Origin of the sequence: Paraburkholderia steynii (assembly GCF_900100565.1) — a bacterium.
In the GTDB taxonomy this organism is placed as follows: domain Bacteria; phylum Pseudomonadota; class Gammaproteobacteria; order Burkholderiales; family Burkholderiaceae; genus Paraburkholderia; species Paraburkholderia terrae.
Genome location: NZ_FNDI01000021.1, coordinates 131,756 through 156,448, shown reverse-complemented (window position 1 = coordinate 156,448; position 24,693 = coordinate 131,756). Strand labels below are relative to the sequence as shown.

The following is a 24,693-nucleotide window of genomic DNA, read 5'->3' as shown; positions in this document are numbered from 1 at the left end:
CGCTCTCCACATTTTTCAAGGGAACACACAATGTCACTGCAAAACAAAGTCGCGCTCGTGACGGGTGCAGCAAGCGGTATCGGCGAACAATGCGCTCGCAAGCTCGCCAGCCTCGGCGCCGCCGTCGTGATTGCGGATCTGAATCTGGAGAATGCGCAGAAGGTCGCGTCGAGCATCGTCGAAGGCGGCGGCAAGGCGATCGCCGTATCGATGGACGTGACGAATGAAGAAGCCGTCAACGCGGGTATCGAGCGCGCAGTGAAGGAACTCGGCAGCATCGACGTGCTCGTGTCGAACGCGGGCATTCAGATCGTTGCGCCGATCGAGGAATACGCCTTCTCCGACTGGAAGAAGATGCTCGCCATCCATCTGGACGGCGCGTTTCTCACCACCAAAGCCGCCATCAAGCACATGTACGACAGCAAGCGCGGCGGCTCGATCGTCTATATGGGCTCGGTACACTCGCATGAAGCATCGAAGCTGAAGTCGGCCTATGTCACCGCGAAGCACGGTCTTCTCGGCCTCGCGCGCGTGGTCGCGAAGGAAGGCGGTCCGCGCGGCGTGCGTGCCAACGTGGTGTGCCCGGGCTTCGTGCGCACACCGCTCGTCGACAAGCAGATTCCTGAGCAGGCCAAGGCGCTCGGCATCAGCGAAGAGGAAGTCGTGAAGAACGTGATGCTGAAGGAAACGGTGGACGGCGAATTCACGACGGTTGAAGACGTCGCGAATACAGTCGCTTTCCTCGCGGGCTTCGAATCGTCGGCACTGACGGGACAATCGGTAATCGTCAGCCACGGCTGGTCGATGAAATAAGGAGAACGTATGCGCAGCGACACAAAGAACATCATCCCGCAGCCGGAACCGTTTGTGTTGCCGCGCTACGACGAAATCGCGCTCGTGCTGCAAGGCGGCGGTGCGCTCGGCTCCTATCAGGCGGGTGTCATCGAAGGACTCGCCGAGGCGAAGGTCGAACCGCACTGGATCGCAGGCGTGTCGATCGGCGCGCTCAACACGGCGATCATCGCGGGCAACGCGCCGGAAAATCGCGTAGCAGCATTGCGCGGCTTCTGGAATGCGATCTGTCATCCGCTCGACTGGGTGGGCAGCGTGAGCGCCTGGACGCTGCCTGGCCTGGGCTTGCATGACCTGTCGCGCAAGTGGGCCAGCATGTGGGCAGCAGGCCGCGCGCTGACGGAAGGTCAACCCGGCTTTTTCGCGCCGCGCTTTCCGTTGCCCATGGCGGGTCTCGGCAAGCTGGACCCGAGCCGCGTCAGCTACTACGACACGGCCGCGCTCCGCGCAACGCTGCTGCAATACGCCGACTTCGACCGCATCAACGATGGCGCCATTCGCGTGTCCGTGGGCGCGGTGAATGTGCGCACGGGTAATCTCACGTACTTCGACAACCGCAAGATGCGCCTTGAACCGGAGCATTTCATGGCGTCGGGTGCGTTGCCGCCAGGTTTCCCGGCTGTCGAGATCGACGGCGAATACTACTGGGACGGCGGACTCGTTTCGAATACGCCGCTCACGGAAGTGCTGCGCGATTCGGATCACAAGGACACGCTGGTCTTTCAGGTCGATCTGTGGAGCGCGCGCGGCAATGCGCCGGGCGACTTCCCCGACATTTCCGAGCGAGCCAAGGACATCCAGTATTCGAGCCGCACGCGCGCGATCACGAACATGCTCGCCGAGCGGCAGAAGCACGCGCGCTTCATCAAGGAACTGCTCGAACATGTGCCGACGTCGGTGCTGAAGGCGGACCCGCTGTTCCGTCTTGCCCAGCAGGCAGCGGACGGCAGCGCGATCAACGTCGTGCATCTGATCTACAAGAACAAGCCGTACGAAGGCCACTACAAGGACTACGAGTTCAGCATGGACACGATGCTCGAACATTGGCAAAGCGGCCTCGACGATATCCGCGACTCGTTCTCGCATCGCGAGTGGTTCGACGTGCCGAGCCGCGAACTGGGTTTCGTCACGCACGACGTCCACCGCCCTGCTGGGTCCGTGCCCGAGTCCGACAAGCAGCCTGTCGAAACCGAACTCGGCAAGCGACGCAAGGCAGCGGCTTGAGCGCTGCTGCTGAGACCCGGCGTACGTCATGAATTGCGGCTCTGCGACACACATCGCAGAGCCGCAATGCCATCGAGCCGTGCAAACGCCGCGCAGAATTTACATGCCGCCAGGGAATCCTAGCGCGGTCGCTTTCGCGCGCAAGTCGGCAAAGCGTCCGCCGGGCGCGTTGGCTACGGCAGGCTGAGATGCTGCCTGAGATGCCGAGGTGGACGGCACCTGCTGGCTGTGATCGACGCCGCCAAGCCCCGGAATGATCCCCGCTGTCGAGCACGCGACACCGAACGTGCCTTGTGTCACCGCAATCGCGGGCGCGTCGGTTCGCGGGGCGTCGGTGAAGTCGAGCGCATACGCCATGTTGAAGGTGCTCGCATCGCTCGCGCGCACACCCAGCGGATCGAGACCGAAGCGCCACGCAATCAGTTGATGAATCGAACTGGGATCGAACGGATAGCGCGACACCATGTTCGCCCGCACGCGTGGCCCGAACAGCATGCACGGCACGCGGAATCCGAGCCGGCCATCGTTGCCGACCCCCTGCTCCGCCGTCGATACGGGCTTGATGGGCGGCACCGCGTGCTCCATGAAGCCGCCCCATTCGTCATACACGAGAATCATCAGCGTCGTGCTCCAGTTCGGACTGGTGCGCAGCGCGTCGTAGATCTGGCCGAGCAGCACCTGACCGTTGCGCACGTCGGCATGCGGGTGATCGTCGTTCGACGTGCCTTGCACCTCGCCCGCGAAACTCGGATCGACCATGCAGAACGACGGCAGATTGCCGGAGGCCGCATCCGAGAGAAATTCCGCGAACAGTTTCGAGCGGCCGACGTAGCGCGTGCCATACAGCGCCGTGAACGGGACGTCGTGGAAGTAATACGTCGATGAGACGCTCTTCGCGTCGAGCCGATCCCAGATGGTCGGCAGCGACGACGTATCGACGCTGTCGTCGAGGCGATCGGTCTCGCCGCTATGCAGATAGAGACGGTTCGGAAACGTGGCCGACAGAATGCCGCTCATGTAGTAGTCGCAGACCGTGTACTGCGTGACGGCGCCGCGGTAGAAGTCGAGATCCGCCGCGCCGAAATAGCCGATGGGCAGCAGGTCGCCGCGCAAGAGGCTCGTGCCCGGCGTAAGCAGAAAGCCATTCATCGCACCGTTCGCAAGATGCGTGCGCCCTGCGCTGTACAGATGGTTCGGATCGGAGAAACTGCACGCCTGGAACCCGTACGCGGCATTCGACGTCAACGCGAACGACGATTGCGTCTGACCGAATGCGTCGGTGAACTGGCGGGCCTGCTGATGCTCCGCGTTGGGCACCCAGCCTAATATATGGTCGAATGAACGGTTCTCCATCGTGACGAGCACGATATGATCGATGCCCGACGTGGCGGGCGCCGGCAACGCTGGCCGTGGAAGGCTCGCGCGATCGGGCGGAATACCGTTCGTCGAACCGGTACTGCCCGACGATCCGCCGCCACCTCCCCCGCCACACGCCGACAACGCGACACTGCCCGCGAGCGCCGCCAGGATCATGCGGCGCGTGGGATCGGGCGGATTCGAAGAGTGTGAATCGCTGCTCATGGCCTCACCTCCGTTGTTGTGAATATCGGTCGGGTCGCCGTTGCCTGATCGCGCGGCGAGATCAGCCTTTATCAGCACTTCACGTACCCGCGGGTGACGGAATGCTTGCGCTGCGGCGCGGCGAGCATTGCATGCTGGGGTAAGCGCTTCTCGGCCATCCCTGAGCGCTGTCGCGCACGGCCAGCTTGCTAACCATTCTCAACCGAGGTGCCCGTCCGTCACACATATACAGGCTTTAGGCTGTATTTATTATTTACAGTTTATAGACTGTATCTTGCCAATACAGCCCTTGGTCTGTATTCTGTATCGACCGGGCAGTGTGTGCGGCACGTGCGCCGCACCGAAGTTCTACCCGCATCAACCCGTCTCCTCGAGGCCAGCCGTGGACTATTCCGTCAAGACGCTCAGCCAGTTGCGCCCCGTTCTGCGCGGCTTTCGCAAAGCCGCAGGACTCACGCAGGCCATGATCGCCGAGCGGCTCGGCATCACGCAGCAAAGCTATGCGCAGTTCGAGGCAGACCCCGCCGCCGCCGGGGTCGAGCGGCTCTTCAAGGTCTTGCGGCTGTTGAACGCCGGAATCACGCTCAGTCAGGACGAGCCTTCGCCCGCAAACGCGACGCCGGTGGCAAAGATGGCGTCGCCGAACCGCGTGACCGCAACGCGCCGCAACGCGCCGAAAGCAGCGCCGCGCAAGCCCGCAGCCGAGCGTTCCGCGCCCGCTCTCAAAGCGGATAAACGCGCGCCAACAGGCGCGGCCGCGCAAGGCGCCCGAAAAGCGCCGCGCAAGCCCGCGGCCACGCCGGATGCGCGAGCCGCGGCACGAGCCCCGCGCACGGCAGGCGCGCCGAAGAAACGGGAGCAGTGGTAAGCATGGGGCGCCGTTTACAGACTCAACGCCTCGACCTGTGGATGAACGGCCTCGCCGTCGGCTACTGGGAAAAATCCAGCGGCGGCGAGCGTCTTGTCTACTTCGACGACTGGATCGCCGACGAACAGGGCCGTCCGCTGTCGCTGTCCCTGCCGTTCACGCCAGGCAATCAGCCGTATCGCGGTGCCGTCGTGTCGGCGTTCTTCGACAACCTGCTGCCCGACAGCGAACCCATCCGGCGCCGAATGGCGCAGCGCTACAAGACGGGCAGCACGGCGCCGTTCGATCTGCTCGCCGCGCTCGGGCGCGATTGCGTCGGCGCGATCCAGATGCTGCCGCCGGGTGAAACGCCGGCCCACCTCTACCGTATCGGCGGCGACACGCTGACGGCCGATGACATCGCCCGGCTGCTGCGCGACACGACTGCGGCGGCGCCGCTCGGCCAGCGCGACGAGGCGGCCGATTTGCGCCTCTCCATCGCCGGCGCGCAGGAAAAGACGGCACTGCTGCGTCACAAAGGCCGCTGGGTGCTGCCCGCGGGCAGCACGCCGACTACGCATATCCTGAAGCTGCCGTTGGGATTGGTCGGCAACATGCGGGCCGACATGCGCACGTCGGTGGAAAACGAATGGCTGTGCTCGAAGATCGTCGCCGCCTACGGCCTGCCCATCGCCGCGTGCGAGATCGCGCAGTTCGGCGATCAGAAAGCGCTCGTCGTCGAGCGCTTCGACCGCAGGCTGTCGAGCGACGCAACGTGGATCGTGCGTCTGCCGCAAGAGGACATGTGTCAGGCGACGGGCACGCCGCCCATTGCCAAGTATCAGGCCGACGGCGGGCCGGGCATCGACGCCGTGATGCACATCCTCGCCGGTTCGGACGATGCCGCCGAAGACAGCGCGCGCTTCTTCACGACGCAACTGATCTTCTGGCTGCTCGCCGCCACCGACGGTCACGCGAAAAACTTCAGCATCGCGCATCTGCCGGGCAACCGATATCGCGCGACGCCGCTCTACGACGTGCTGTCCGCGCATCCCATCATCGGGCGCGGCGCGAACCGCATTCCGATGCAGAAGGCAAAGCTGGCGATGGCCGTGCGCGGCACGAGCAATCATTATCTGATTGGTCAGATACTACGGCGGCACTGGATCGCGCAAGGTCAGCAGGTCGGCTTGCCGCCCGATGCCGTCGACGAAATGATCGCCTCGGTCACGCACGCCACGCAGCACGTGATCGATACCGTCGCCGCGCAGCTTCCGGCGGACTTTCCGGAAGATCTGGCGTCGGCGATCTTCGACGGCATGTTGAAGCAGAGCAAAAAGCTCGCGGCCGCCTGATCCGGAAGCGGCGCGCGCACCCACATAGACGCGCGCCGCCTGAGCCCAATCCATCAACCGATCACCGGCCCGATCTTGTCTAGCGTCAGCGAAGGCAGGAACGCCTTGTCCTGATACACCTTCGCAAGCGCTTGCTCGCTGATCTCCCGCGCACCGGCCGGCAGCGACGTATCGGCGGCGGCATACGCGGCTTCCCACATCGCGGCAAGATAGCGCGCGCCTGCGCCCATCAGCTTCGCCGTGTCGGCGCCGAACGCATCCCACAGACCATCGACGACACGCGCCGAACTGCCGCCGCCCAGCCGGATGTACTCGTCGATCAGCGTGGATGGCGGAAGAATCGTCGCCGCCTCGGCCATCAGCGTGACAGTTGCGAACGCGACGTCGCGCCCGTCGTCGATTTTTGGAATCTCGCCCTCGAACGCCTTCGCCTGAGGCCCGATCTGCGGCAAAAGCTCGCCCGAATGACGGTCGACCATCTTGTCTTCGTAGGCCGCATGCACGCCCTTGCCCGGCCACTTCTTCGGCGTCGCGCCGGGCGCGTCCTTGTAGCCGTCCGCGTGATACGAGCCGTGCAAAGGCTGGCATGCGTCGCCGACGTAATGCGCAAGCACGCCCGCCGCGCACAGGAACTTCGTGTCGTTACGCGCCTTCAGTTGCCTGACCATCTCGTCGAAAATCTGCCATACGCGAAACGGCAACAGACCTTCGTAGCGCGCATCGTTTTCGCCTTCATCCGCATACCACTTCGACCACACCGCGACGCTCATGTTAGCAATATTGCCGAGCGTCACGTCGCGCAGCGTCTTGCCGTCGCCGTCGGGCTGATCGATGTCCGCGTAGTGATTCGGATGCTCGGGGCCCGCGTTCTGCGCGTAGTCGCGTCCGCCCGGCACGCGGCTGGGCGTCTTCTTCCACACGAGGTCGGGCACATCGGCGAGTTCGACGAAATCGCCGCGCGTGAGCTTGTCGCGAATCTGCTCCGGCGTGAGTTCGTCCGGACGAAAGCTGATCCGCTCGACATTCGCGTCGAGAAAATCGTGCAGCGGGCCCGGCTTCACCGACTGGATTGCCGCCGTCGCGATGCTGTAATGGCCCGTTTGTCCCCAGTACGGATTCGCGCCGACGTTGTGTGCGCGCACGAGGTCCACGTCGAGCAGCTGGCACGCCGTGCTCAGGCCTGTCGCGAGCGCGTAGTTCAGACGCTCGCCGTCGTCGCTCGCAAGCGACTGTCCGCCCCATTCGATCGCGAGCGGAGTGAGATGGCGCTCGCCGTCGCCGGTTGTGCTCGCAGGCGACGTCAAATACCACAACGTCCCCGAGTCGCCGGTTTGCGTCTGCGGACTGCCGTTCGCAGGCGCGATCAGAAACTGCGAAACGTAGTCGTAGCCCGCAAGCGACTTGTGCCGGTAGAACAGCGCCTTGATCGTGCCGTCAAGCGCGCCCGATGCGCTGCCGAATGCCGTCACGGGCTGATCGATCAGTTGCAGGCTCAGACTCAGCTCGTTGATATCCGCGACATTGCCGATGCTGCCTTCGATGCCGAACGGCTGGCTCGACCAGTCATTCGCGTTGTGTACTTCGACGAGTCCGATATCGAGCGTGAGGAAGCTGCGACTGCCCGCAAACTCGGGAAATACGGCGGTGAACGGTTCACGTGTGAGCTGCCGGTCCGATGCAATGCCGACTTCGGCTACCGCGCCGCGCAACAGCGCCTTCACGGGCGAGCCGGGCTCGCCGCATACATGGCGATTGCTGAGTGCGTATGTCGTGTGGCCGTCCGTCACGAGGCAGCCGACGCTCGCCGTGCGCTCGATGCCCTGCGCATCCGCGATCAACGGACAGCCGCCGCCGATATACGTCGACGGCCAGCGTGCATCCGCCGGCGCGGTCGTAACGGGCACCGTCGGCTCGACGGCGACCACGCAGACGGGCACCGCGCGGCCGTCGGGCATGTACAGCGTGCGCGGCACCATATGATCGGGGTCGACTTTGCCATGACCGAACTCGGTCGCGTCGATCCAATCGCGCACCAGTACGATCACGGCGGGCCACGAATACGGACGCACTTCGGAGTTGTCGAACGTGCGGATGCCCTTCGCTTTCACGCCTGATTCTGCGTCACCGTTCGCGCCGCGCCGCTGATCCGGCCACGGTTCGTCGTTTCGAATCAGATACAAACCAACGGCCGTACCGACGACATTGGCCTTGTTCGACAGATGCCAGTGATACAGATCGCGCGCTTCGAGCAGATCCTTCAACGACAGGCTCTGGAAATTGTGCTGCGTGGACAGTGGATTCATCGATTCACCTCGACGCTCGCCGGTCGTATCGACCGGCCGTTGCAGGCACGCCGCCGTGTCGCACGGTGAAACGCATGCTGCGTGCATGGTATGCGGCGGCGGCGCGTGGTCACGTTCAAGGTTCTCCGATGCATATGACAGCGTTGGGTCATTTTTTGGTGAGCGCTGTCATCAAGATGTCACGTCCCATACTCAAGATCGGCGGACAATATGGGCGAATGGCGGCTGAGAGCGCCATCGCATCGCGCGGCATGGGGCGTGCTTGCCCTGCTTTCGCGTCCCTACATGGAAGAGACACTGTGAAGCAACGTGCGACTGTCGTGTGCCTGACGGGCACGCGCATTTTGCTGGTCGGCAAGGCCAACTCGCGCTGGTCGCTGCCAGGCGGCAAACCCGACGCCGGCGAGACGTTCGAAGCCGCCGCCGTGCGCGAACTGATGGAAGAAACGTGCCTTCAGGCTAAGGGCATGCAATATCTGTTCGAGTTCGCGGGCGCGCGCACCTGTCATCACGTGTTCGCCGCGCATGTCGACGAACATCAAACCCCCGTGCCCAGCAACGAGATCATGCGCTGCACATGGGCCAAGGTCACCGATATTTCCGATCTGGATACGAGCGTCTCGACGCGCGGCATCGTCGATGTGCTCGCGTTGAACCGCACTTACGATCCACGCGTGCAAAGCCGCTATCAGCGCACCGATGCGTTCGTGCAGAATCTGCGCGAGGCCCTGCACGATGTGCGACTGCGAGGATGGACGCCGGCGCTGTGGTAAGTCCGCCTGGCATGCGCCTTTTGTAATTTATTTCGGCTTCCATACTAATTACACGCGGACATGTCAAAACAAAACCGCCGGCCTGACACAGACCGGCGGTTTCATCGATTCAACCTCTTCTTACGCGGATAGCGTCGACTGACGCCGCGCCGCACGCGCCCGGCGTGAGCGCGCTACGATCTTCGCGATCGTCACGCGGCCCAACGACCGACGCGTGTTCGATGCGAGATTCGCGAGCCGCTTGTCGCTCACGCGATGACGCGCCCACACGAACGCCGCAATCCAGCCAATCACGGTCCAGCCGAACAGCACGTTGAAGATCGTCAGCGCGAATGCATCTTCACGTTCGCGCGCATCGGCGACGATGGCGGGCAGAAAATACACGACGACTGCCGCCAGCAACACCAGTCCTTCGAAGAATGCTCTCATGGGATCACCTCCTGCTTCTCTTCTGCGCGGCAAGCGTTGCCCGCCGCGCGCAGCGATCAATGACCCTTGAACACGTTGACGTCGTTAGCGGCTTGCGCCGGCTGACGGCTGCCCGATTCCGACGATGCGCCCGTCACGCCGCCAACGGCGTCGTTTGCAGCCGTAGCCTGGTTGCGTTCGGCGGCGAAAGTCTGAGCGCTGACACCGCGTTGCGAAGCGGGTGCGCCAACGGACGGACGATAAAACGGCGCCGGACCATAACCCGACGCGAAAGCGGGAGCGGCGACAGCGGCGGAGACGGCGACCAGCAAGGCTGCGATAAGGCGGGTTTTCATGACGTAACTCCAGAGAATGTTGAATCAGGGAGGCGTCGCAACCGGATGGATTTGGCGCGGCGTCGATTGAGAGTGAGTTTAGTCGAGCCCTATCGAATTTCTATGCTCATAGATTGAAATCACAGTTCCCAAATTCTGAACAATGGATGGCACGTACGGTCGTGCGGTGGTGGCTTGCCTGACCCGTATGGCCAGCAAATCGGCTGGCATGGGTGGTGCCACGTCGAGCACGAGCGCAGGTTGCTATCGATAAACCTGTGGTTGACTGGTCGGGGAACGGTGGGAACCCGGTGTTGGCGACGCGAGTTGATTGCGTATCCGTGGCTGGCAAGCACGAACAACGAACGTTCCACTGCTTCTTCGCCACGTCAACGCGGCATTGCTTTCATCGTCCAGGCTGACTTGAATCCAGGCGCCGGTGCCGCCCGTATATACGGTCACGGCAGCGTAATCGGGCGTTGCTGTTTCAGGAGACGAACATGAAACGCGCAGTATTCTTTGCGGTTGTGGCACTGACGATGTCAACGTCGAACGCATTTGCAGCAGGTGAAACTGTCATGGTGGGCGGACAGGCGATGTATCCCAGCAAGGACATCGTAGACAACGCTGTCAACTCAGCGGACCACACTACGCTCGTCGCCGCAGTCAAAGCGGCCGGGCTCGTCGATACCTTGAAAAGCGCTGGCCCGTTCACCGTCTTTGCCCCGACCAATGAAGCGTTTGCGGCATTGCCTCCGGGCACCGTAGAGACGCTCGTGAAGCCGGAAAACAAGGCTGCGCTGACCAGCATCCTGACCTACCACGTTGTCCCCGGCCGATACGACTTCCGGAAACTGGACACGGCTATCAAGGCAGGCGGTGGCAAGACAGCGCTGAAGACCGTCAACGGAGAGATGCTCACGTTTTCGGAAAACGGACCTCACAACATTGTCGTTGCAGATGCCGCCGGGCACACCGCCGACATTTCGACCTATGACGTGGTCCAGAGCAACGGCGTCATCATGGTAGTCGACAAGGTGCTGATGCCGAAATAGAGGCCGCCTCGATGAGTGGTCGTTTCGGTCGCCAATCAGCTGGCCGCGTTACGTTGAGAAATGCCGAATCTCCAATAACAGTGCCGTCCACCAGCGCGCTACCGGTGAACGGCACGCAGCGGACTTCACCTGAATTGGGACGGCTCAGTACCATAACGCTCTGCGAACTGCCGACTAAAGCTCGCGACTGAGTTGTAGCCAACGCGCGCGGCCACCGTCTTTATGGGAAGGTGTGACGTCATCAGGAGGCGCAGGGCCTCGGAGGTTCGCGCATCGGCAATCACCGACCGAAGCGTCGTTGACTCCTCCGCCATCCGACGGCGCAAGGTTGGCCCACTCAAACCCGTCAGGCCTTCTATTTCCGTCGAATTCCAGTTGTGCGCTGGGTCTTGCGTCACCAACCTACGGATTCTCATTGCCAGACTGGGAGCTTGCGGATGGAGAAAGCCTGAGTGTCCGCTCTCAACAAGCCGCAGGACCACTTCCACCATCGCGTGCAATGAGAGAGGGCGATTTCCCTCATGCATGGCGCGGGTCCAACGGGTAAGTGGTTCAAGAAAGTTCTCGACCGGCACGGCTGCGATACCGCCCGTCTCAGCCGGCGGGGGAACCGAAAGCAGCAATCGGGCAGCCTCGAGTTGCTCCTCGGCGAGAACCACGCTGAGCGCGACGAATTCACGGTGCTCCCGGTCGGGGATGTACTCGATATCGATACTCCGCGCGTTAGGAACGATCAGAATATCTCCTGCGCACACACGCAGCCAGCCACCCTGGTCCCTGCACCTGAAATGTCCCAGCAGAGGGAAAGAAAGCGTCGCGCCGTCGACTTCGTACTTCTTCACTTGATGCGCTTGAACGGAGCGCAAGCAATCACATGGCAGAGAATCCCGGGACCTTGCCAGGCTCAACAAGTCCTCAAGCAACTCACTCGACGATTTCTTTGACGCACTTCCTGTCCGCATGCAGCGCCCCCACGTTACCGAGTACTTCAGACAGCAGGCGACCACATGTCATAGTTCAGGATGTAAGCACTGCCGTCACGCTGAACCGAGGCGGTTGTCGGCAAATTGAAGTGCATGCCACTGATTGACAGCTTGTCGGTTACTACTCTGTCGAGCAGTTTCCCGCGTATATGCGCGGCCAGCGCCGGGTCGCTGTCGAAAGCAATCGTGACATCAGGCCGCGCTAGTTGAATGTGTGGAAAATGGACGATATCTCCCCATATCAGCAACGCGTCTGAACTGTCTCCCAATAGATATCCCGTATGCCCGGGAGTATGTCCGAAAAGCGGAACCGTCTGGATACCTGGCAATATCGCTTCTTGATGGAACGGCACCAGCTTCTCGGCGTAAGCGTTGAATGCGTTTCGTGCGACATCGAAGAACGGGCGGAAACCGTCAGGTGCGCTCGTGTAGATTCCTTCATCGCGCCAGAATGCCAATTCCTTCTCATGGACAAACAGCTGTCGCACGTTCCTGAACACAGGGGTCTGCAGCGGCCCGGCAAGTCCGCCGATGTGGTCCGGGTGTGCATGCGTCAATAGAATCGTATCGATCTGGAGCGGGTCGATGCCGGCAGCCGCGAGCGCGACCTGGAGTCGTCCGCCCCACCCGTTGATGCCGCCCGCACCGCTGTCGATCAGGATTGTTCGGTCCGCAGTTTCCACAACGTAGACATTGATGTTCATCCGAGGCAATGGAGAAGCGCCGCGTTGCTCAAGCAACGCTTCAGCCTTGGCTGCATCGATGCCGTCAAGCAATTCAAACGATACATCGAGATAGCCGTCACTCAACATGGTGACAGTCATGTCCCCAACCGTCTTTCGGTTAATGGCGGGTGCCTGGAATTTAGCTCGAGAACTCATGAATACCTCTAAACCTGATGGGAAATGTAGTCTGCGAGCACTCGTGGCTCACACCCGAGCAGCTTAATTACAGTTCCCCGCCCGAATCGCTCAACTTGCTTCGTCAACTGCTCAAGACCGTTCAGGTCGGAGGAAGGTGCGAGGCTTCGACTGAAGGTGCCTTCGTCGAACAAGAGTCTTTGACGATTACCTCACTGTCGCGCTGGAACGAAAAGCTCGGACGGCATGTACCGCGCCTTCGCTTTCCTCGAAGTCATCGGCCGAGCGTGACTTCGTGGAAGGTCGCGTGGCAACTACAGCGTAACGACAATCTTGCCAACCTGATTGCCGGCTTCCATGTACCGATGAGCCTCGGCAATCTCCTCGAAGCGGAATACCCGGTCGATGACAGGACGGAGCGCCCTGGAGGACAGGCCTTCAGAGATGAACGCCTTGGCCTGCTCCAGTTTCTGAGCATCCTGGGTAATCTCGAACAACTCGTAACCTTGAAGGACCAGGTGCTTCGTCAGAATGTCCATCACCGGCACCGGAATATCGCGGGAGTCCAGAGCGCCATACTGATAGTAGATTCCACCGTGCGACATTGCGCGCAAGATGTTTCGGGCGTTCGGCCCACCGACTGGGTCAAAGACGATGCGAGCACCTTTTCCGCCGGTGACGCTCATAATGTATTCCGTCAGGTCCGGCATATCCGACAGCAGAACGTGGTCGGCACCGCACGCTCGTAAAGTTCCTTCCTTTTCTGCGCTTCGTGTCAATGCAACGGTCTTCGCTCCGACCATCTTCGCGATCTGGATGGCAGCAAGCCCGACGCTACTGGTCGCCGCGCCGATGATGACGGTGTCCGCACTGGTCAGCTTGCCGTAATTAATCAGCGCGCCGTATGCGGTGACAAACATCATCCAGGTGGCTGCCGCCTCCTCGTGAGTTACGTTCGCCGGATTCTTCACTACGGCGTGCCCCGGTGCGTTCACGACTTCGCCATACATGCCGTACTCGGCGAACGAGAACGCGGGGATAACGCTGACCAGGTCGCCGGTCGCAAAGCCGGTCACGTTCGCGCCGACGGCAACGACTTCGCCGGAAGCCTCATAACCGAGCTTCGCCGGAAACTGAGGGTCGATGACGTACTTGCCCGTGCGGTACATAACTTCTGCGCGATTGATACCGAGAGCCTTGACGCGAATCTGAACCTCGCCAGACTGAGGCGATGCTACCTGGACGTCGTCAAACTGAAGTACCTCCGGACCGCCGGTTTGATGAAAGCGAACTGCTCTTGTCATGACTTGACCTCGAAATGTCGTGGATGCCGGCTGCTGAAATGATCGCAGCCGGCAGATGCATGACACTGTAGGAGGACGACGGGAATCGATAAACGAAACGGTGGGCAATTGACTGTTGCTTCTGTGAGCAACAATCCAGGACTAGTTGTCGTGGTGGTAACTTTTGTGGCCCGACTTCGAACCGCGACCTTACGGTACGAGCCAGGTTTGATTGAAAGTAGCAAGCTCGTCAGAAAGCCACTGCGTGAAGACCTTCACGCGTGACGCCACGTGGGCTCGGCTCGGATAGAGCAACGATACTGGCCACGGTGCCGGTCTATATGAGACCAGGACTTCAACAAGTTGCCCCGACGCCAGATGTTCCTCAACCAGTATCCCCGGAGCCTGTATCAACCCGAATCCAGCGACGCCGCAGTGAACGTAGGCGTTCGACTCGTTCACGCTGATGCTGGAGTGAAAGGTGGCCGAAGTTTCCTCGCCGTTGTCGCAGAAGCGCCAGGTCAATGGGCGGTTGTCGTGGCCCGATAGAAAATTGACCCGTCGATGCGCTGGGAGGTCAGAAAGGCTCAGCGGAGCGCCGTGTTCCTCCAGATATCCGGGTGACGCACACGTCAGCATGACGGCCGCTCCCATCCGCCGTCCTACAAGGCTCGAGTCGGGAAGCTCCCCGATTCGCAATGCACAATCGACTCCCTCGGCGACCAGGTCAACGGCCCGGTCGGTCACGCCGAGTACAAGCTCGAGGCCCGGGTACAGGCGGTTGAATTCGCGCAGCCGGTCCAGAAACCTTTGTTGGGAAAACGCGGCTGGCAGATCAATACGCAGCCGGCCCCGCACTGTCTCGCCGGACTGATTGAACATCGAGGTTGCATCGTTGACGCTGGCAAGAATGTCTTCTGTTCGCGCAAAGAACTGCTCGCCCTCAGCCGTCAGCTTCACGCTCCGCGTCGTGCGTTGGAACAGCCTGACCCCGAGGGCTGCCTCCAGTTCCTGGATGGAGCGCGTGACATGAGGCCGTCCGACCTGAAGCACTTCAGCAGCATGTGTGAAGCTACCCAATTCAGCGACTGCGCTGAAGACTTTCATTGCCTGCAGAAATTCCATGAATGCCTCTGAGCCGTGTCCAGTTCGGCAGACTGATATCAGCATTGTTCGCCTGAAAGGCAACAATTCATTCAATCCTAGCTTATTTATCGCGGCGGAGGAGAGGCGAACAATCACACGAACAGCGGCTGGGTTTCTCCAGCACATAACCGAAACATCACACTCTTCAGTCGTTCAACATGCTCACCGACCGCCATCCAGATGTTCAATCCAAGGGGGCCGCGTCTCGCACGCACTCGGGATTTTCGAGGACATTTCAGCCGGCAAGCTGACGCTCGGCTTCATTGCTCCGCTTGACGGGTACCCGAACAGCGCGAGCCCGACGTTGAAAGACCACGAACACCGCGCTCGTGCGGTAGACGCGCGTAACGCGCTCGACGCCCCGTCAACCGTGAGACCGGCTACTATCATTCATAGGGGCACAATGAACGGAGATACTGCGATGGATGACCGATTCGATAGACGGGAACTGCTGCTTCACCTCGGGGACATGCTCGAAGCCTTGAACTGTTTGACCAGGGCGGCTCGCCCGGATGCGCTGGTGGCCCGACTTGCTAAGGAACAGGATGCGTTGCAGGACTTCGGTTACCTCCGTGCCCTTGCCCCGCAGATGACGGTTGCCGAGTTCGGCGCACGCGTCGCGAGCGCGTTCTTCCTGTGGCCAAAGGAACTGCTCGAGTCGGAACTCAATCGCAATGCGCTGGCGTCAACCGTTCAGCATGACCTCTTTGATGGCAACCCAAACGGATGGAAGGAATACGTTGTCCATATCCAGAAGAAGGTGAAATGGTTTGGGTCCGGCCTTCCCGAAATGAAACTGGGCGCCTCGAATGACCCGGCGCACGATGCCGCTGAGGAGGCGAGTCCGGTCGAAGTGTCGGTTGAGGCTGCACCGCTTGCTGAGTGGGATGCGCCCGACGAAAAGAAGGGGTGGCCTTGGCCACAGCCGGGGTCGACGTCCTGACATTGCAATTGCTCAAGGTATCTGACTCGGACCCCGCCTTGCCGAGCGCCCGACCTTCGTATCACCGACTACACGGTCATCGAGAAAGGCCTGACAATCAATTTTCGGAAGGCACTCTACCAACCCCGTCACGCTTCCACGGACGCTCGCCTCTCGGGCTATTTCCGCAGCAACACAGGTCACCGGGCTGATGGTCTCGGCGCTGCTGATGAGTTCGGGCCGAACCCCGAACTCATCAGCTCTGGCTATTCGTCATCGCCTTCAAGTTTTCGAAGTACCTCGGTGATGACCTTGTGTGTCGTCTCCACGTGCCGCACCTGAAGCTCTTCCGCAAGATTATTGACCCATGGTATCTGCAGGTGCATCGCATCCTCGAATGCCTGCATCCCTTTGTCCGTCAAGACGACAAGGGCCGCCCGTCTGTGGTGCGGATTGGGTTCAAAAGAAACGAGGCCCTCAGCTTCCAGCTCGTTGACGATGCGCTGTACGTTCTGGCGGTGCGCGCCGATATCGCGGGCGAGCCACGCGACCGGCTGCGGCCGGTCACCGGCTGCGATGGTGCCAAGAATCTGCCAGCGGGCACTCGTCAAGCCAACCTCGGCGACCAGACGGTCTCCCGCCGACAGTAGCCGGTTGTTGAGGCGAAACAGGTCGAGAATCATACTGGACAAGGCTGTTCCAGCAGGCGTTCGCTTAGATTTATTCATCTGTCACCATACTCTGAATATGGTGTAACGATTCCACATTGACATCATAATGTCAATGTGGAATCGTTACACCATCACAACCGTAGATTGGAGGAGTTCACCATGTTTATTCGCCCGCTTGACCCTGCCTTTCCAATAGAACGTCAGGTCGCAATCGATGCCTCTCCCGTGGTTTTGATGAACGTCTTTACGCTGGAGAAGGCGGACGAGTCGTCGTTTCTCAAAGTATGGCAAGACGACGCAGAATTTATGAAGCGTCAGCCGGGCTTCATCTCCACCCAACTGCATCGTGCGCTTGGCGAGAGTCCGACCTATCTAAATTATGCTGTCTGGGAATCCACCGCCCATTTCCGGGCTGCGTTTGCAAATCCTGAATTCAGGGCCAAAGTCTCGGCCTATCCGTCGTCGGCCGCGGCTACCCCGCATCTGTTCCAGAAAGTTGCGGTACCAGGCATCTGCGTCGCGTAACTGAACGAGAGCTTGCAGGAAGCGGGTATGCGGATAGTTAGCGCGTCCGCGGTTACACGAAATACGAACGGCACACCGTAACCCGCCTGAGCGTATGCTTGCGACGGTCGGGCCCGGACGCTGCGTGTCAACGCTATAGCGGGAACGCTCCAGTTTGGCAAGCGCAGCACACGCTGCCCCAGCGTCGTCATGCACGGTCGTGCTTAACGGTTGCGTTCAACCTGGGCGCCATCTCTCCCCAAAGTAAGGGGCGTCGCTAACGGCATGGCCTTTCGACTGGTGACACTGCGGGCGACGAAGGACAGCCCCGATTTACGCCCTCGGCAGAGTGTGCAAGTATCCTTCGCAGCGCGTAGCACGGATACGCTTGCTCTCTTGCGAGGTTCAGAATGGACTGGAGGTTCTGGAAGACCGAGAAACGCCTCGAGGAGGCGCGCGACTGGCCCACCGATACGCATGAATCGATACGGCAGCTCCTGGGGATGTATCAGGGCGCCGGAACACCGCCGTTCGCGAGCTGGGCCGCGCCCGGTATTGCGTTCGCACCCGACGTCGAACCCATCGCCCGAAACGGTGTCAAGGGCTACCAGCTTGCCCTCTGGTTCTGGCTCTTTGCTGAGAAGCACGGCACTATCGCGGCGAGGATGGCACGCGAAACTTTCTGCCTGCTTGCCGACGCGGCGCAACCCTCGTCGGGAGACACCATTGATACCCTCCTCGACCTGGAAAACCGCCTGGCGCATTCTGTCGAGGCGATTTCCACTGAACAGCGCACCTTCAGGCAGGAAGGCCTGTCCGTGGAACTGCCGATGGAATTCTTTCTGGCCACAGGCACGCTCAGGCTCACGCCCGACTCACCGTATGCGAGGAATGCGGACGCCCCCCTGCAAGGCAATGACTACAAGGTGGCAGACTGCTTTCGCCATGCCACAGAGGAAGCGCTGGCTGTTTTCCGGCCGATGATACAGGCAGTCGAATTTGACGCGAAATCGCTGCCCAACTGGAAATGGAGCGCGCGGCCGGGCGCGGCCGAGCGACATCTACAGCGGCGCGACAGCAATCCACTCTTCCCTCTGCACCGACAGATGGTGACGGCCCACGACGTACACGAAGCGCGTCTTGCCGACTACCAGGCCCTTCAGGATATTCGCAACGAACTCAATGAGGTAAGCCACGCGTTCTTTGAAAAGACGGAGCTACCGTTGAACTGGCTACCGTACCTCGAAAGCTATCGGGACCACATCGACAGACTTGATGAACGTCGTCTTGTAGCGGCTGGGCAGAACGCGTCGCTCGGTGACGCGATAGCGGCGCTGCGAGCCGACATACTGGCGGCGTGGCGCTCTGAGATTCAGAAGAACCGGCATAGCCTCGACACGCTCGAGCAGGACGAAGCGCGAAAGGCCGAACGACGTGCGCTTCTGTACGGATGTGACTGGACCGCTCAGTTGTTAAGTCACGGCTCCCTGATACCGCCGGACGAAGTTGTTCCCGCCCTGCTAAGCGAATCTCCACCTGAACTTGAGAAAGCGGTGACCGGCCTGCAGACAGAGCCGCGCCTGCATGCGACGCTCGCACACTGCAAGGCAGCTGCACATCGGCTTGTGAGCGACGTTCGAGCGGCAGGTCACAACTTACCCGACATGAGCGACAAACTCCGCATCCTGGACGGGCCCGCGGGGCAGGTGCCGGCCTGACGTTTCTCATCGCATACGTTATCCGACTGGTTCTCTTGCGGGACTATGACAGTCACGCAAGACACCTCGCGCGGGTTACAGAAGCGCCATCGATTCCGTCATGTTCTGTCGCATGTAATCGAGGAATCGCTTCTGGAACAGCATCGTATGCTCGTGCGCGAGTTTTTCAGCGGCATCAGCATCCTTGCGCGCAATCGCATCAATCATGTCTGCATGGCGTGTCTCCGCACGCTGGATGACGTCCAGCGCCGACACATACTTCGGGAATTCGTAGCCACGACGGAGCCTGCGGACTCTCACTCGACACACCGCGAAGGCAAACCAGGTGATTCAGCCAAAAATTGCCGATTAAACAATAGAAAAACCCAAGAGCTTGCAGCTAGCATCCGGTCATCAACTGACATGTGCTGCATCTGTAGTTTTTGCTAACTGTTTATGGCCTTTTGGCTGTGGAGTCTGTCGAATGCGAGTCGTCGTGCTGGGCAGCGGAGTCGTCGGTGTAACGAGCGCGTTCTATCTCGCGCGGGCAGGCCATGAAGTCACGGTCATCGACCGGGAGCAGGGTCCCGCTCTCGAAACGAGCTTTGCCAACGCAGGCCAGATTTCCCCTGGCTACGCGGCGCCTTGGGCTGCCCCCGGCGTACCGCTCAAGGCTGTGAAGTGGATGTTCCAGAAACACGCCCCGCTTGCAATCAGACCGGACGACGCGGACAAGCAGTTCCAACTGCAATGGATGTGGCAGATGCTGCAGAACTGCACCGCCGAACGCTACGCGATTAACAAGAACCGCATGGTGAGACTCGCGGAATATAGTCGCGACTGTCTGAAGGCTTTACGAGCCGAGACGGGCATTCAGTACGAGGGACGTGCTGGAGGCACTCTGCAAGTGTTCAGGACGCAGCAGCAGTTCGATGGCGCGGCGAAGGACATCGCGGTACTTAAAGAGGCCAACATCCCGTACGAGTTACTGACAGGCAATGAGCTCGCCCGGGTTGAACCTGCCCTTGCTGCCACCTCACATAAGCTGACGGGTGGATTGCGCTTGCCTGGCGACGAAACCGGTGACTGCCAGTTGTTCACCACCCGGCTCGCCTCAATGGCTGAGAAAGCGGGCGTCACCTTCCGCTACAACACCCAGGTCGATGGTCTGGTCGTCGAGGGTGGACGGGTCGCCGGCGTTCGGCATGGTGCGAAACTCATCCATGCAGATGCGTTCATCGTCGCGTTTGGGTCGTATTCGACGAACTTCCTGTCTGGACTGGTCAAGATTCCCGTCTATCCACTCAAAGGATATTCCATCACCGCGCCAATCGCCGACGAGTCACGTGCGCCAGTCTCAACGGTTCTCGACGAGACGTACAAGATTGCCATCACGCGGTTCGATAAGCGCATCCGTGTCGGCGGGATGGCGGAAATCGTCGGGTTTGACAAGCGTCTCCGCGAAGCGCGTCGCGAGACGCTGGAAATGTGCGTGAATGACCTCTTCCCAGGTGGCGGCGATACATCGCGCGCCACGTTCTGGACCGGACTTCGCCCGATGACGCCAGACGGCACGCCTATCGTAGGTCGTACGTCCGTGCCCAACCTCTACCTGAACACAGGCCATGGCACGCTCGGCTGGACCATGTCGTGTGGCTCAGCTCAGCTTCTCGCCGACCTGATATCTGGAAAACAGCCCGCCATTCGATACGACGACCTCAACGTCTTTCGTTACGAAAAAGAACCGCAGGTGCCGGCCGATTTCGAGCTGGACTAGGAATCGGGCCGTGCGATGGACGTTCCGCCGCACGACCTCAGAAGTCCTGACAGCAACGCTCCGAAGTGTCGTTTGAACTTTGTCCTGAAGAGGAAGGTTATGCCACGCCCCATCCACGCACGTATTCATCCTGGTGCCGTTCAACACAATCTCGAAGTCGTCCGGCAGCGAGCTCCAGACTCACGTGTGTGGGCGGTAGTGAAAGCGAATGCCTACGGGCATGGAATTGAACACATCTACCCTGCTCTCCAGGCGGCGGACGGTATTGCGTTACTTGACCTCGACGAGGCAGTACGGGTCCGGCAGCTGGGTTGGAAGAAGCCTGTCCTTTTACTCGAGGGAATCTTTAACCACGCCGACGCGAAAACTGCAGACGAGTTCGGCTTGACCGTGGCCGTCCACTGCGACGAACAACTTCAACTCATTGAAGCCGCAAGGCCGAGACGGCCGATTGATATCTATCTGAAGATGAACTCCGGGATGAATCGGCTCGGGTTCCTGCCCGACGCCTACCGTCAAGCGTGGGAGCGCGCATCGGCCTCGGCTGGGGTCGGCACAGTCTCTCTCATGAGTCACTTTGCCAATGCAGATGAGGGTGCATTAGATTGGCAGTTGAACCGCTTCGATGAAGCAACGCGTGGCATTCCCGGCCAGCGCAGCCTTTCGAATTCCGCCGCCGTGCTGTGGCACAAGCGCGCTCATCGCGATTGGGTACGACCAGGCGTTGTGCTTTATGGAGCTTCGCCGTCTGGTCGTGCCACTGACATCGCAGACGTTCCCCTTCGCGCATCGATGTCGCTGACCAGTGCGATTATCGGAACGCAAACGCTGCAAGCCGGAGAGACCGTTGGCTACGCCCGCTCTTATAAAGCTGAACGCAAAATGCGCATCGGAGTCGTTGCCTGCGGATACGCGGATGGTTACCCTCGACATGCGCCTGGCGGCACACCCATCTCGGTAGACGGCATCTTGACGCGTACTGTTGGCAGGGTCTCCATGGACATGATTACGGTGGACCTAACCCCCTGTTCTGAGGCGCGAATAGGGTCCCAAGTCGAACTGTGGGGCAACCAGGTGAAGATTGATGATGTCGCTTATGCATCCAGCACCATCGGTTATGAATTGATGTGCGGCCTGGCGCGTCGAGTGCCTGTAACCGTTGCCTGAAGCCCTAGAGCCCGGTGAATCGGCTTCGCACCACCGACACGCGAGCGTTACTCATTGAAAACGTCGGCCACAGACGATGGCTGTGAATAGAAGCATTGCCTGGCACTGACGGTCCCAGCCCACGCATCCCAGCCGTGCGACTGGGCACGTGTTCGACGGGATTTATCGAAGAACTGTCAGCAAAGGAGATTCAACGGAACGGAACAGTCAGGCCCGAGGCGCACCAGTGACGGAAAGCGGTTGCCCGACCATAGTTGACCTGGTATCCGACCGCGACGACTGCCCGGTGACTCAACAGGCATTTGCAGCGGTCGGACGACCTGACATCTTTTTCAGGCTCAATGTCGCCGGTCGTGCCCGCTTGCCAGAGTATCTTGGCTGCCTGTTCGAGACTCATGCCGAACAGATGGGCAACCTGGTGAAATTCGAACCAGGCAGTGTTCTCGTCAAGCCTGCCATCGACTTTCCTGCTGCTCGACGCGCAAACATACTGTACGGACCTCATCGTGCATGTTCCTCTTAGTCGTTGCATCATCAGCAGAATCGCTCGGCGCGTTGTCATCCAGTTGTGATTCTTACCACCGTACCTCTATTCAACAGGACCCGCACATCCTTCCGATAGAACAAATACGCCCATGAAAGAGAACTATGCCGCCAACGCGCTGGATATCCGATAGCCGTACGCTCGGACATTGCTCCCGAGCTCTCGGGATCGGTCCAGCCCCGTTTCGGAGCCATTCTCGTCCGTTCGGAATCGGGTTCTTGTTGAACTGCATCCACGTCCCGTCGATACGTCTATCGAGGCGCCGCATTTCTCGACGCGCCTTCCCTCCCGCTCGGGCCGCGTTCGATTCGGTTTACACATACGCTGCTTCCGGCACAGTTGGAGACAAATTACCAAAGGCTCAAGTGGGTTGTTGTGTCCGGCGCTGTCCCGTCGTTGTCCATTGCCAGGTGGGATTTGCGGCGCGATGCTAGGATCGGCTTCCGTTGAATCGCGCCGCCATTGCAGGACATTCGATGACGGCGGCAAGGCAGGCAACCATCGATGAGCACAGCCAGATCCACAATCGATCACAGGGTATTTTCCGAAGGCCATCTGTCGATCGGGCTGACGCTGCCCTTGTTGCGCGCGGGCCAGATCGTCGCGGACTTTCACGAGCAGATCGAGCTTGCGGCGCTGGCCGACACGCTTGGTTTTCGCGCGCTCTGGGTGCGCGACGTGCCGTTGAACAGCGCCGACTATCCCGATCCCGTTGGGCACCTCGATCCGTGGGTGCTGCTCGGGGCGCTCGCCTCGCGTACAACGCAAATCGCGCTCGCGAGCGGCGCGATCGTGCTGACCTTGCGCCATCCGCTGCATATCGCGAAGGGCGCGGGATCCGTGCAGACGCTGTCGAATGGCCGTTTCATACTCGGCCTCGGCTCAGGCGACAGGCCGCCCGAGTACGCCGCGTTCGGGCGCGATGCCGAAGAGCGGCGCGAACTGTATCGAACGCACTGGGAGACGGTCGCGGCTGCACTCGGCGAAACGCAGCGCGTGATACCCGATCTGCGGCCGGAAAATGCACCCGAGTTCATGCTGCTGCCGCAGCCGCCGTTGGCTGTGCCCTTGCTCGCGGTCGGCTCGGGCGGACAGAGCGTCGACTGGATAGCGCGGCATTCGATCGGCTGGATGACCTATCACCGCGAGCCAGAGACGCAGCGCGCACGGCACAGCATGTGGCGCGCTGCCGTCGATCGTCTGCCGGCTCCTTCGTTCCGCGCGTTTGGAGTCGCGATGCGGCTCGATCTGAGCGATAACCCGCACGAACCGGCGACGCCGCTATCGCTGGGATATCGCGCGGGACGGCACGCGTTGCTGGCTGTGCTGGACGAGATGCGCGAGAACGGCACGCATCATGTGACGCTGAATCTGACTTCCGACCGGCCTGTGCGCGACGTGATGGAGGAAGTCGCGGCGGACGTGTTGCCAAAGTTTCACGGGTGACGCCCTTGTCGATTCGGGTAACGTAAAGTTATTTTCCGGTCTTCTTTGACGCGGCTGCTGGTGTCGTTCGTACCGCGCTTCGTCTGGCAGCAGTTTTCTTCACTGCAGTTTTCTTCACATTAACCACGCGCCCGTCGAGATCGAGCACAACCCACGTAGGCGCGTGATCGCTCGCATGCGGCTCGCCCCTCACCCACCGGTCGACGCCCGCATCGCGCATCATCGCGGCGACAGGCTTGTTCAACAGCAAATGGTCGATGCGCAAGCCTGAATTGCGTTGCCAGTGTTGCCGGAAGTAATCCCAGAACGTGAAGACCTGTTCATCCGGAAAGCGCGTGCGCAACGCGTCCGTCCATCCCTGCTTCAGCAGCCGCGCATAACACTCGCGGCTTTCCGGTTGCAGCAGCGCGTCCTTGAGCCACGAGCGCGGGTTGTAGATATCGAAGTCGGTCGGCACGACGTTATAGTCGCCCGCCAGCACGACGGGGTGTCCGGAATCGAGCAGCTTCTTCGCGTAGACGATCAGCCGCTCGAACCACGCGAGCTTGTAGTCGAACTTCGGACCCGGCTGCGGATTGCCGTTCGGCAGGTACAGACAGCCGATCAGCAAGCCATCGACGGCGGCTTCGATATAACGGCTATGCGTATCGTCGGGATCGCCGGGCAGACCACGGCGGGTTTCGACAGGCTGGGCGTCCTTCGCGAGAATCGCGACGCCGTTCCACGACGTCTGTCCATGCCAGATCGCGCCATAACCGGCGCGATTGATCTCAGCTTCGGGGAAGCCCGCGTCGGGCGCCTTCAGTTCCTGAAGGCACACGACATCGGGCGCTTCCCGTTCCAGCCATGCGAGTAACGCAGGCAAACGCGAGCGAATGCCATTGATGTTGAACGTGGCGAGCTTCATGATCCACGCGCCGTCGCAAGTCGCATACCCGTGACAGAACGCTCACGCACTTC

Annotated in this window: 24 protein-coding genes; 12 read left to right on the top strand and 12 right to left on the bottom strand. The window is 60.7% G+C overall.

All coding sequences use genetic code 11. The features are described 5' to 3' along the window. Positions 1-30: 30 nt before the first annotated feature. Entirely contained in the window at positions 31-813 is a 783-nt protein-coding gene (locus BLT65_RS31420; RefSeq protein WP_007589814.1) for a 3-hydroxybutyrate dehydrogenase, read from the top strand. A 9-nt stretch (positions 814-822) separates the two neighbouring features. Then, positions 823-2,076 (top strand): DUF3734 domain-containing protein, encoded by a 1,254-nt coding sequence (locus BLT65_RS31415; RefSeq protein ID WP_042309357.1) that lies wholly within the window; start codon positions 823-825, stop codon positions 2,074-2,076. A gap of 99 nt (positions 2,077-2,175) precedes the next feature. Here the strand turns inward: BLT65_RS31415 and BLT65_RS31410 are convergent, their stop codons facing one another. After that, positions 2,176-3,657, bottom strand: coding sequence for an alkaline phosphatase family protein (locus BLT65_RS31410; protein WP_042309356.1), 1,482 nt, complete (start codon positions 3,655-3,657; stop codon positions 2,176-2,178). Positions 3,658-4,039: 382 nt separating this feature from the next. Here BLT65_RS31410 and BLT65_RS31405 point away from each other — a divergent pair, with 382 nt between their 5' ends. Both BLT65_RS31405 and BLT65_RS31400 read left to right on the top strand, forming a co-directional pair. Beyond that, positions 4,040-4,525 (top strand): helix-turn-helix domain-containing protein, encoded by a 486-nt coding sequence (locus BLT65_RS31405; protein ID WP_042309355.1) that lies wholly within the window; start codon positions 4,040-4,042, stop codon positions 4,523-4,525. A 2-nt stretch (positions 4,526-4,527) separates the two neighbouring features. Next, positions 4,528-5,859, top strand: coding sequence for a type II toxin-antitoxin system HipA family toxin (locus BLT65_RS31400; RefSeq protein ID WP_091785270.1), 1,332 nt, complete (start codon positions 4,528-4,530; stop codon positions 5,857-5,859). A gap of 53 nt (positions 5,860-5,912) precedes the next feature. On the opposite strand, the gene BLT65_RS31395 is transcribed toward BLT65_RS31400, so the two are convergent. Continuing rightward, positions 5,913-8,162, bottom strand: a complete 2,250-nt coding sequence (locus BLT65_RS31395; RefSeq protein WP_091785345.1) for a phospholipase C/P1 nuclease family protein — start codon at positions 8,160-8,162, stop codon at positions 5,913-5,915. A 299-nt stretch (positions 8,163-8,461) separates the two neighbouring features. On the opposite strand from BLT65_RS31395, the gene BLT65_RS31390 reads away from it, so the two are divergent. Continuing rightward, entirely contained in the window at positions 8,462-8,935 is a 474-nt protein-coding gene (locus BLT65_RS31390) for an NUDIX hydrolase (RefSeq protein WP_091785267.1), read from the top strand. 120 nt (positions 8,936-9,055) lie between these two features. On the opposite strand, the gene BLT65_RS31385 is transcribed toward BLT65_RS31390, so the two are convergent. Together BLT65_RS31385 and BLT65_RS31380 are read right to left on the bottom strand one after the other, a co-directional pair. Beyond that, entirely contained in the window at positions 9,056-9,364 is a 309-nt protein-coding gene (locus tag BLT65_RS31385; RefSeq protein WP_007589796.1) for a superinfection immunity protein, read from the bottom strand. Positions 9,365-9,420: 56 nt separating this feature from the next. Further along, positions 9,421-9,699 carry a hypothetical protein gene (locus BLT65_RS31380; protein ID WP_042309352.1) on the bottom strand — a complete coding sequence of 93 codons (279 nt, stop codon included), beginning with the start codon at positions 9,697-9,699 and terminating at the stop codon, positions 9,421-9,423. A gap of 479 nt (positions 9,700-10,178) precedes the next feature. Between BLT65_RS31380 and BLT65_RS31375 the strand changes: the two genes are divergently transcribed. After that, a complete protein-coding gene (locus BLT65_RS31375) occupies positions 10,179-10,733 on the top strand; it encodes a fasciclin domain-containing protein (RefSeq protein ID WP_042309351.1) in 555 nt (184 codons plus the stop codon). Positions 10,734-10,858: 125 nt separating this feature from the next. Here BLT65_RS31375 and BLT65_RS31370 read toward each other — a convergent pair whose 3' ends face one another. The 4 genes from BLT65_RS31370 to BLT65_RS31355 form a co-directional block, all read right to left on the bottom strand. Then, complete coding sequence (locus BLT65_RS31370) at positions 10,859-11,575, bottom strand: helix-turn-helix transcriptional regulator (RefSeq protein WP_208545832.1); 717 nt, start codon at positions 11,573-11,575, stop codon at positions 10,859-10,861. A gap of 146 nt (positions 11,576-11,721) precedes the next feature. Next, a complete protein-coding gene (locus BLT65_RS31365; protein WP_244186777.1) occupies positions 11,722-12,540 on the bottom strand; it encodes an MBL fold metallo-hydrolase in 819 nt (272 codons plus the stop codon). A 350-nt stretch (positions 12,541-12,890) separates the two neighbouring features. After that, the gene (locus BLT65_RS31360) at positions 12,891-13,880 is read right to left on the bottom strand and encodes a zinc-dependent alcohol dehydrogenase family protein (RefSeq protein ID WP_091785258.1); all 990 of its coding nucleotides are present in this window, start codon (positions 13,878-13,880) and stop codon (positions 12,891-12,893) included. Between the two features lie 189 nt (positions 13,881-14,069). Next, on the bottom strand, positions 14,070-14,984 hold the full coding sequence (locus BLT65_RS31355) for a LysR family transcriptional regulator (protein WP_091785255.1): 915 nt from the start codon (positions 14,982-14,984) through the stop codon (positions 14,070-14,072). A gap of 442 nt (positions 14,985-15,426) precedes the next feature. Here BLT65_RS31355 and BLT65_RS31350 point away from each other — a divergent pair, with 442 nt between their 5' ends. Beyond that, positions 15,427-15,948: a hypothetical protein gene (locus tag BLT65_RS31350; RefSeq protein WP_091785252.1), complete on the top strand. Its 522-nt coding sequence runs from the start codon at positions 15,427-15,429 to the stop codon at positions 15,946-15,948. Between the two features lie 245 nt (positions 15,949-16,193). Here BLT65_RS31350 and BLT65_RS31345 read toward each other — a convergent pair whose 3' ends face one another. Then, positions 16,194-16,610: a MarR family winged helix-turn-helix transcriptional regulator gene (locus BLT65_RS31345; protein WP_229515391.1), complete on the bottom strand. Its 417-nt coding sequence runs from the start codon at positions 16,608-16,610 to the stop codon at positions 16,194-16,196. Between the two features lie 147 nt (positions 16,611-16,757). On the opposite strand from BLT65_RS31345, the gene BLT65_RS31340 reads away from it, so the two are divergent. Further along, complete coding sequence (locus tag BLT65_RS31340) at positions 16,758-17,123, top strand: antibiotic biosynthesis monooxygenase family protein (RefSeq protein ID WP_091785247.1); 366 nt, start codon at positions 16,758-16,760, stop codon at positions 17,121-17,123. Between the two features lie 389 nt (positions 17,124-17,512). Beyond that, a complete protein-coding gene (locus BLT65_RS31335) occupies positions 17,513-18,820 on the top strand; it encodes a tryptophan leader peptide (protein ID WP_091785244.1) in 1,308 nt (435 codons plus the stop codon). A gap of 75 nt (positions 18,821-18,895) precedes the next feature. Here the strand turns inward: BLT65_RS31335 and BLT65_RS46695 are convergent, their stop codons facing one another. Then, the gene (locus tag BLT65_RS46695; RefSeq protein WP_208545831.1) at positions 18,896-19,120 is read right to left on the bottom strand and encodes a GntR family transcriptional regulator; all 225 of its coding nucleotides are present in this window, start codon (positions 19,118-19,120) and stop codon (positions 18,896-18,898) included. A 163-nt stretch (positions 19,121-19,283) separates the two neighbouring features. Here BLT65_RS46695 and BLT65_RS31325 point away from each other — a divergent pair, with 163 nt between their 5' ends. Together BLT65_RS31325 and alr are read left to right on the top strand one after the other, a co-directional pair. Further along, positions 19,284-20,576, top strand: coding sequence for a D-amino acid dehydrogenase (locus tag BLT65_RS31325; RefSeq protein WP_091785239.1), 1,293 nt, complete (start codon positions 19,284-19,286; stop codon positions 20,574-20,576). Between the two features lie 99 nt (positions 20,577-20,675). Then, positions 20,676-21,743 carry an alanine racemase gene (gene alr, locus BLT65_RS31320; protein ID WP_091785343.1) on the top strand — a complete coding sequence of 356 codons (1,068 nt, stop codon included), beginning with the start codon at positions 20,676-20,678 and terminating at the stop codon, positions 21,741-21,743. 190 nt (positions 21,744-21,933) lie between these two features. On the opposite strand, the gene BLT65_RS31315 is transcribed toward alr, so the two are convergent. After that, positions 21,934-22,248: a virulence RhuM family protein gene (locus tag BLT65_RS31315; RefSeq protein WP_091785236.1), complete on the bottom strand. Its 315-nt coding sequence runs from the start codon at positions 22,246-22,248 to the stop codon at positions 21,934-21,936. Positions 22,249-22,791: 543 nt separating this feature from the next. Here BLT65_RS31315 and BLT65_RS31310 point away from each other — a divergent pair. Continuing rightward, positions 22,792-23,733: an LLM class oxidoreductase gene (locus BLT65_RS31310; RefSeq protein ID WP_091785233.1), complete on the top strand. Its 942-nt coding sequence runs from the start codon at positions 22,792-22,794 to the stop codon at positions 23,731-23,733. Positions 23,734-23,761: 28 nt separating this feature from the next. On the opposite strand, the gene xth is transcribed toward BLT65_RS31310, so the two are convergent. Then, positions 23,762-24,640: an exodeoxyribonuclease III gene (gene xth / locus BLT65_RS31305; protein WP_091785231.1), complete on the bottom strand. Its 879-nt coding sequence runs from the start codon at positions 24,638-24,640 to the stop codon at positions 23,762-23,764. Positions 24,641-24,693: the final 53 nt, after the last annotated feature.

Bases quoted from the DNA above. Each gene is read 5' to 3' on its own strand.
- BLT65_RS31395 (WP_091785345.1), bottom strand. From the start codon at position 8,162: ATGAATCCACTGTCCACGCAGCACAATTTCCAGAGCCTGTCGTTGAAG.
- alr (WP_091785343.1), top strand. From the start codon at position 20,676: ATGCCACGCCCCATCCACGCACGTATTCATCCTGGTGCCGTTCAACAC.
- BLT65_RS31365 (WP_244186777.1), bottom strand. From the start codon at position 12,540: ATGACTGTCACCATGTTGAGTGACGGCTATCTCGATGTATCGTTTGAA.
- BLT65_RS31415 (WP_042309357.1), top strand. From the start codon at position 823: ATGCGCAGCGACACAAAGAACATCATCCCGCAGCCGGAACCGTTTGTG.
- BLT65_RS31400 (WP_091785270.1), top strand. From the start codon at position 4,528: ATGGGGCGCCGTTTACAGACTCAACGCCTCGACCTGTGGATGAACGGC.
- BLT65_RS31335 (WP_091785244.1), top strand. From the start codon at position 17,513: ATGGACTGGAGGTTCTGGAAGACCGAGAAACGCCTCGAGGAGGCGCGC.
- BLT65_RS31340 (WP_091785247.1), top strand. From the start codon at position 16,758: ATGTTTATTCGCCCGCTTGACCCTGCCTTTCCAATAGAACGTCAGGTC.
- BLT65_RS31345 (WP_229515391.1), bottom strand. From the start codon at position 16,610: ATGATTCTCGACCTGTTTCGCCTCAACAACCGGCTACTGTCGGCGGGA.
- BLT65_RS31420 (WP_007589814.1), top strand. From the start codon at position 31: ATGTCACTGCAAAACAAAGTCGCGCTCGTGACGGGTGCAGCAAGCGGT.
- BLT65_RS31325 (WP_091785239.1), top strand. From the start codon at position 19,284: ATGCGAGTCGTCGTGCTGGGCAGCGGAGTCGTCGGTGTAACGAGCGCG.
- BLT65_RS31410 (WP_042309356.1), bottom strand. From the start codon at position 3,657: ATGAGCAGCGATTCACACTCTTCGAATCCGCCCGATCCCACGCGCCGC.
- BLT65_RS31310 (WP_091785233.1), top strand. From the start codon at position 22,792: ATGAGCACAGCCAGATCCACAATCGATCACAGGGTATTTTCCGAAGGC.
- BLT65_RS31375 (WP_042309351.1), top strand. From the start codon at position 10,179: ATGAAACGCGCAGTATTCTTTGCGGTTGTGGCACTGACGATGTCAACG.
- BLT65_RS31380 (WP_042309352.1), bottom strand. From the start codon at position 9,699: ATGAAAACCCGCCTTATCGCAGCCTTGCTGGTCGCCGTCTCCGCCGCT.
- BLT65_RS31385 (WP_007589796.1), bottom strand. From the start codon at position 9,364: ATGAGAGCATTCTTCGAAGGACTGGTGTTGCTGGCGGCAGTCGTCGTG.
- xth (WP_091785231.1), bottom strand. From the start codon at position 24,640: ATGAAGCTCGCCACGTTCAACATCAATGGCATTCGCTCGCGTTTGCCT.
- BLT65_RS31360 (WP_091785258.1), bottom strand. From the start codon at position 13,880: ATGACAAGAGCAGTTCGCTTTCATCAAACCGGCGGTCCGGAGGTACTT.
- BLT65_RS31350 (WP_091785252.1), top strand. From the start codon at position 15,427: ATGGATGACCGATTCGATAGACGGGAACTGCTGCTTCACCTCGGGGAC.
- BLT65_RS31355 (WP_091785255.1), bottom strand. From the start codon at position 14,984: ATGGAATTTCTGCAGGCAATGAAAGTCTTCAGCGCAGTCGCTGAATTG.
- BLT65_RS31315 (WP_091785236.1), bottom strand. From the start codon at position 22,248: ATGAGGTCCGTACAGTATGTTTGCGCGTCGAGCAGCAGGAAAGTCGAT.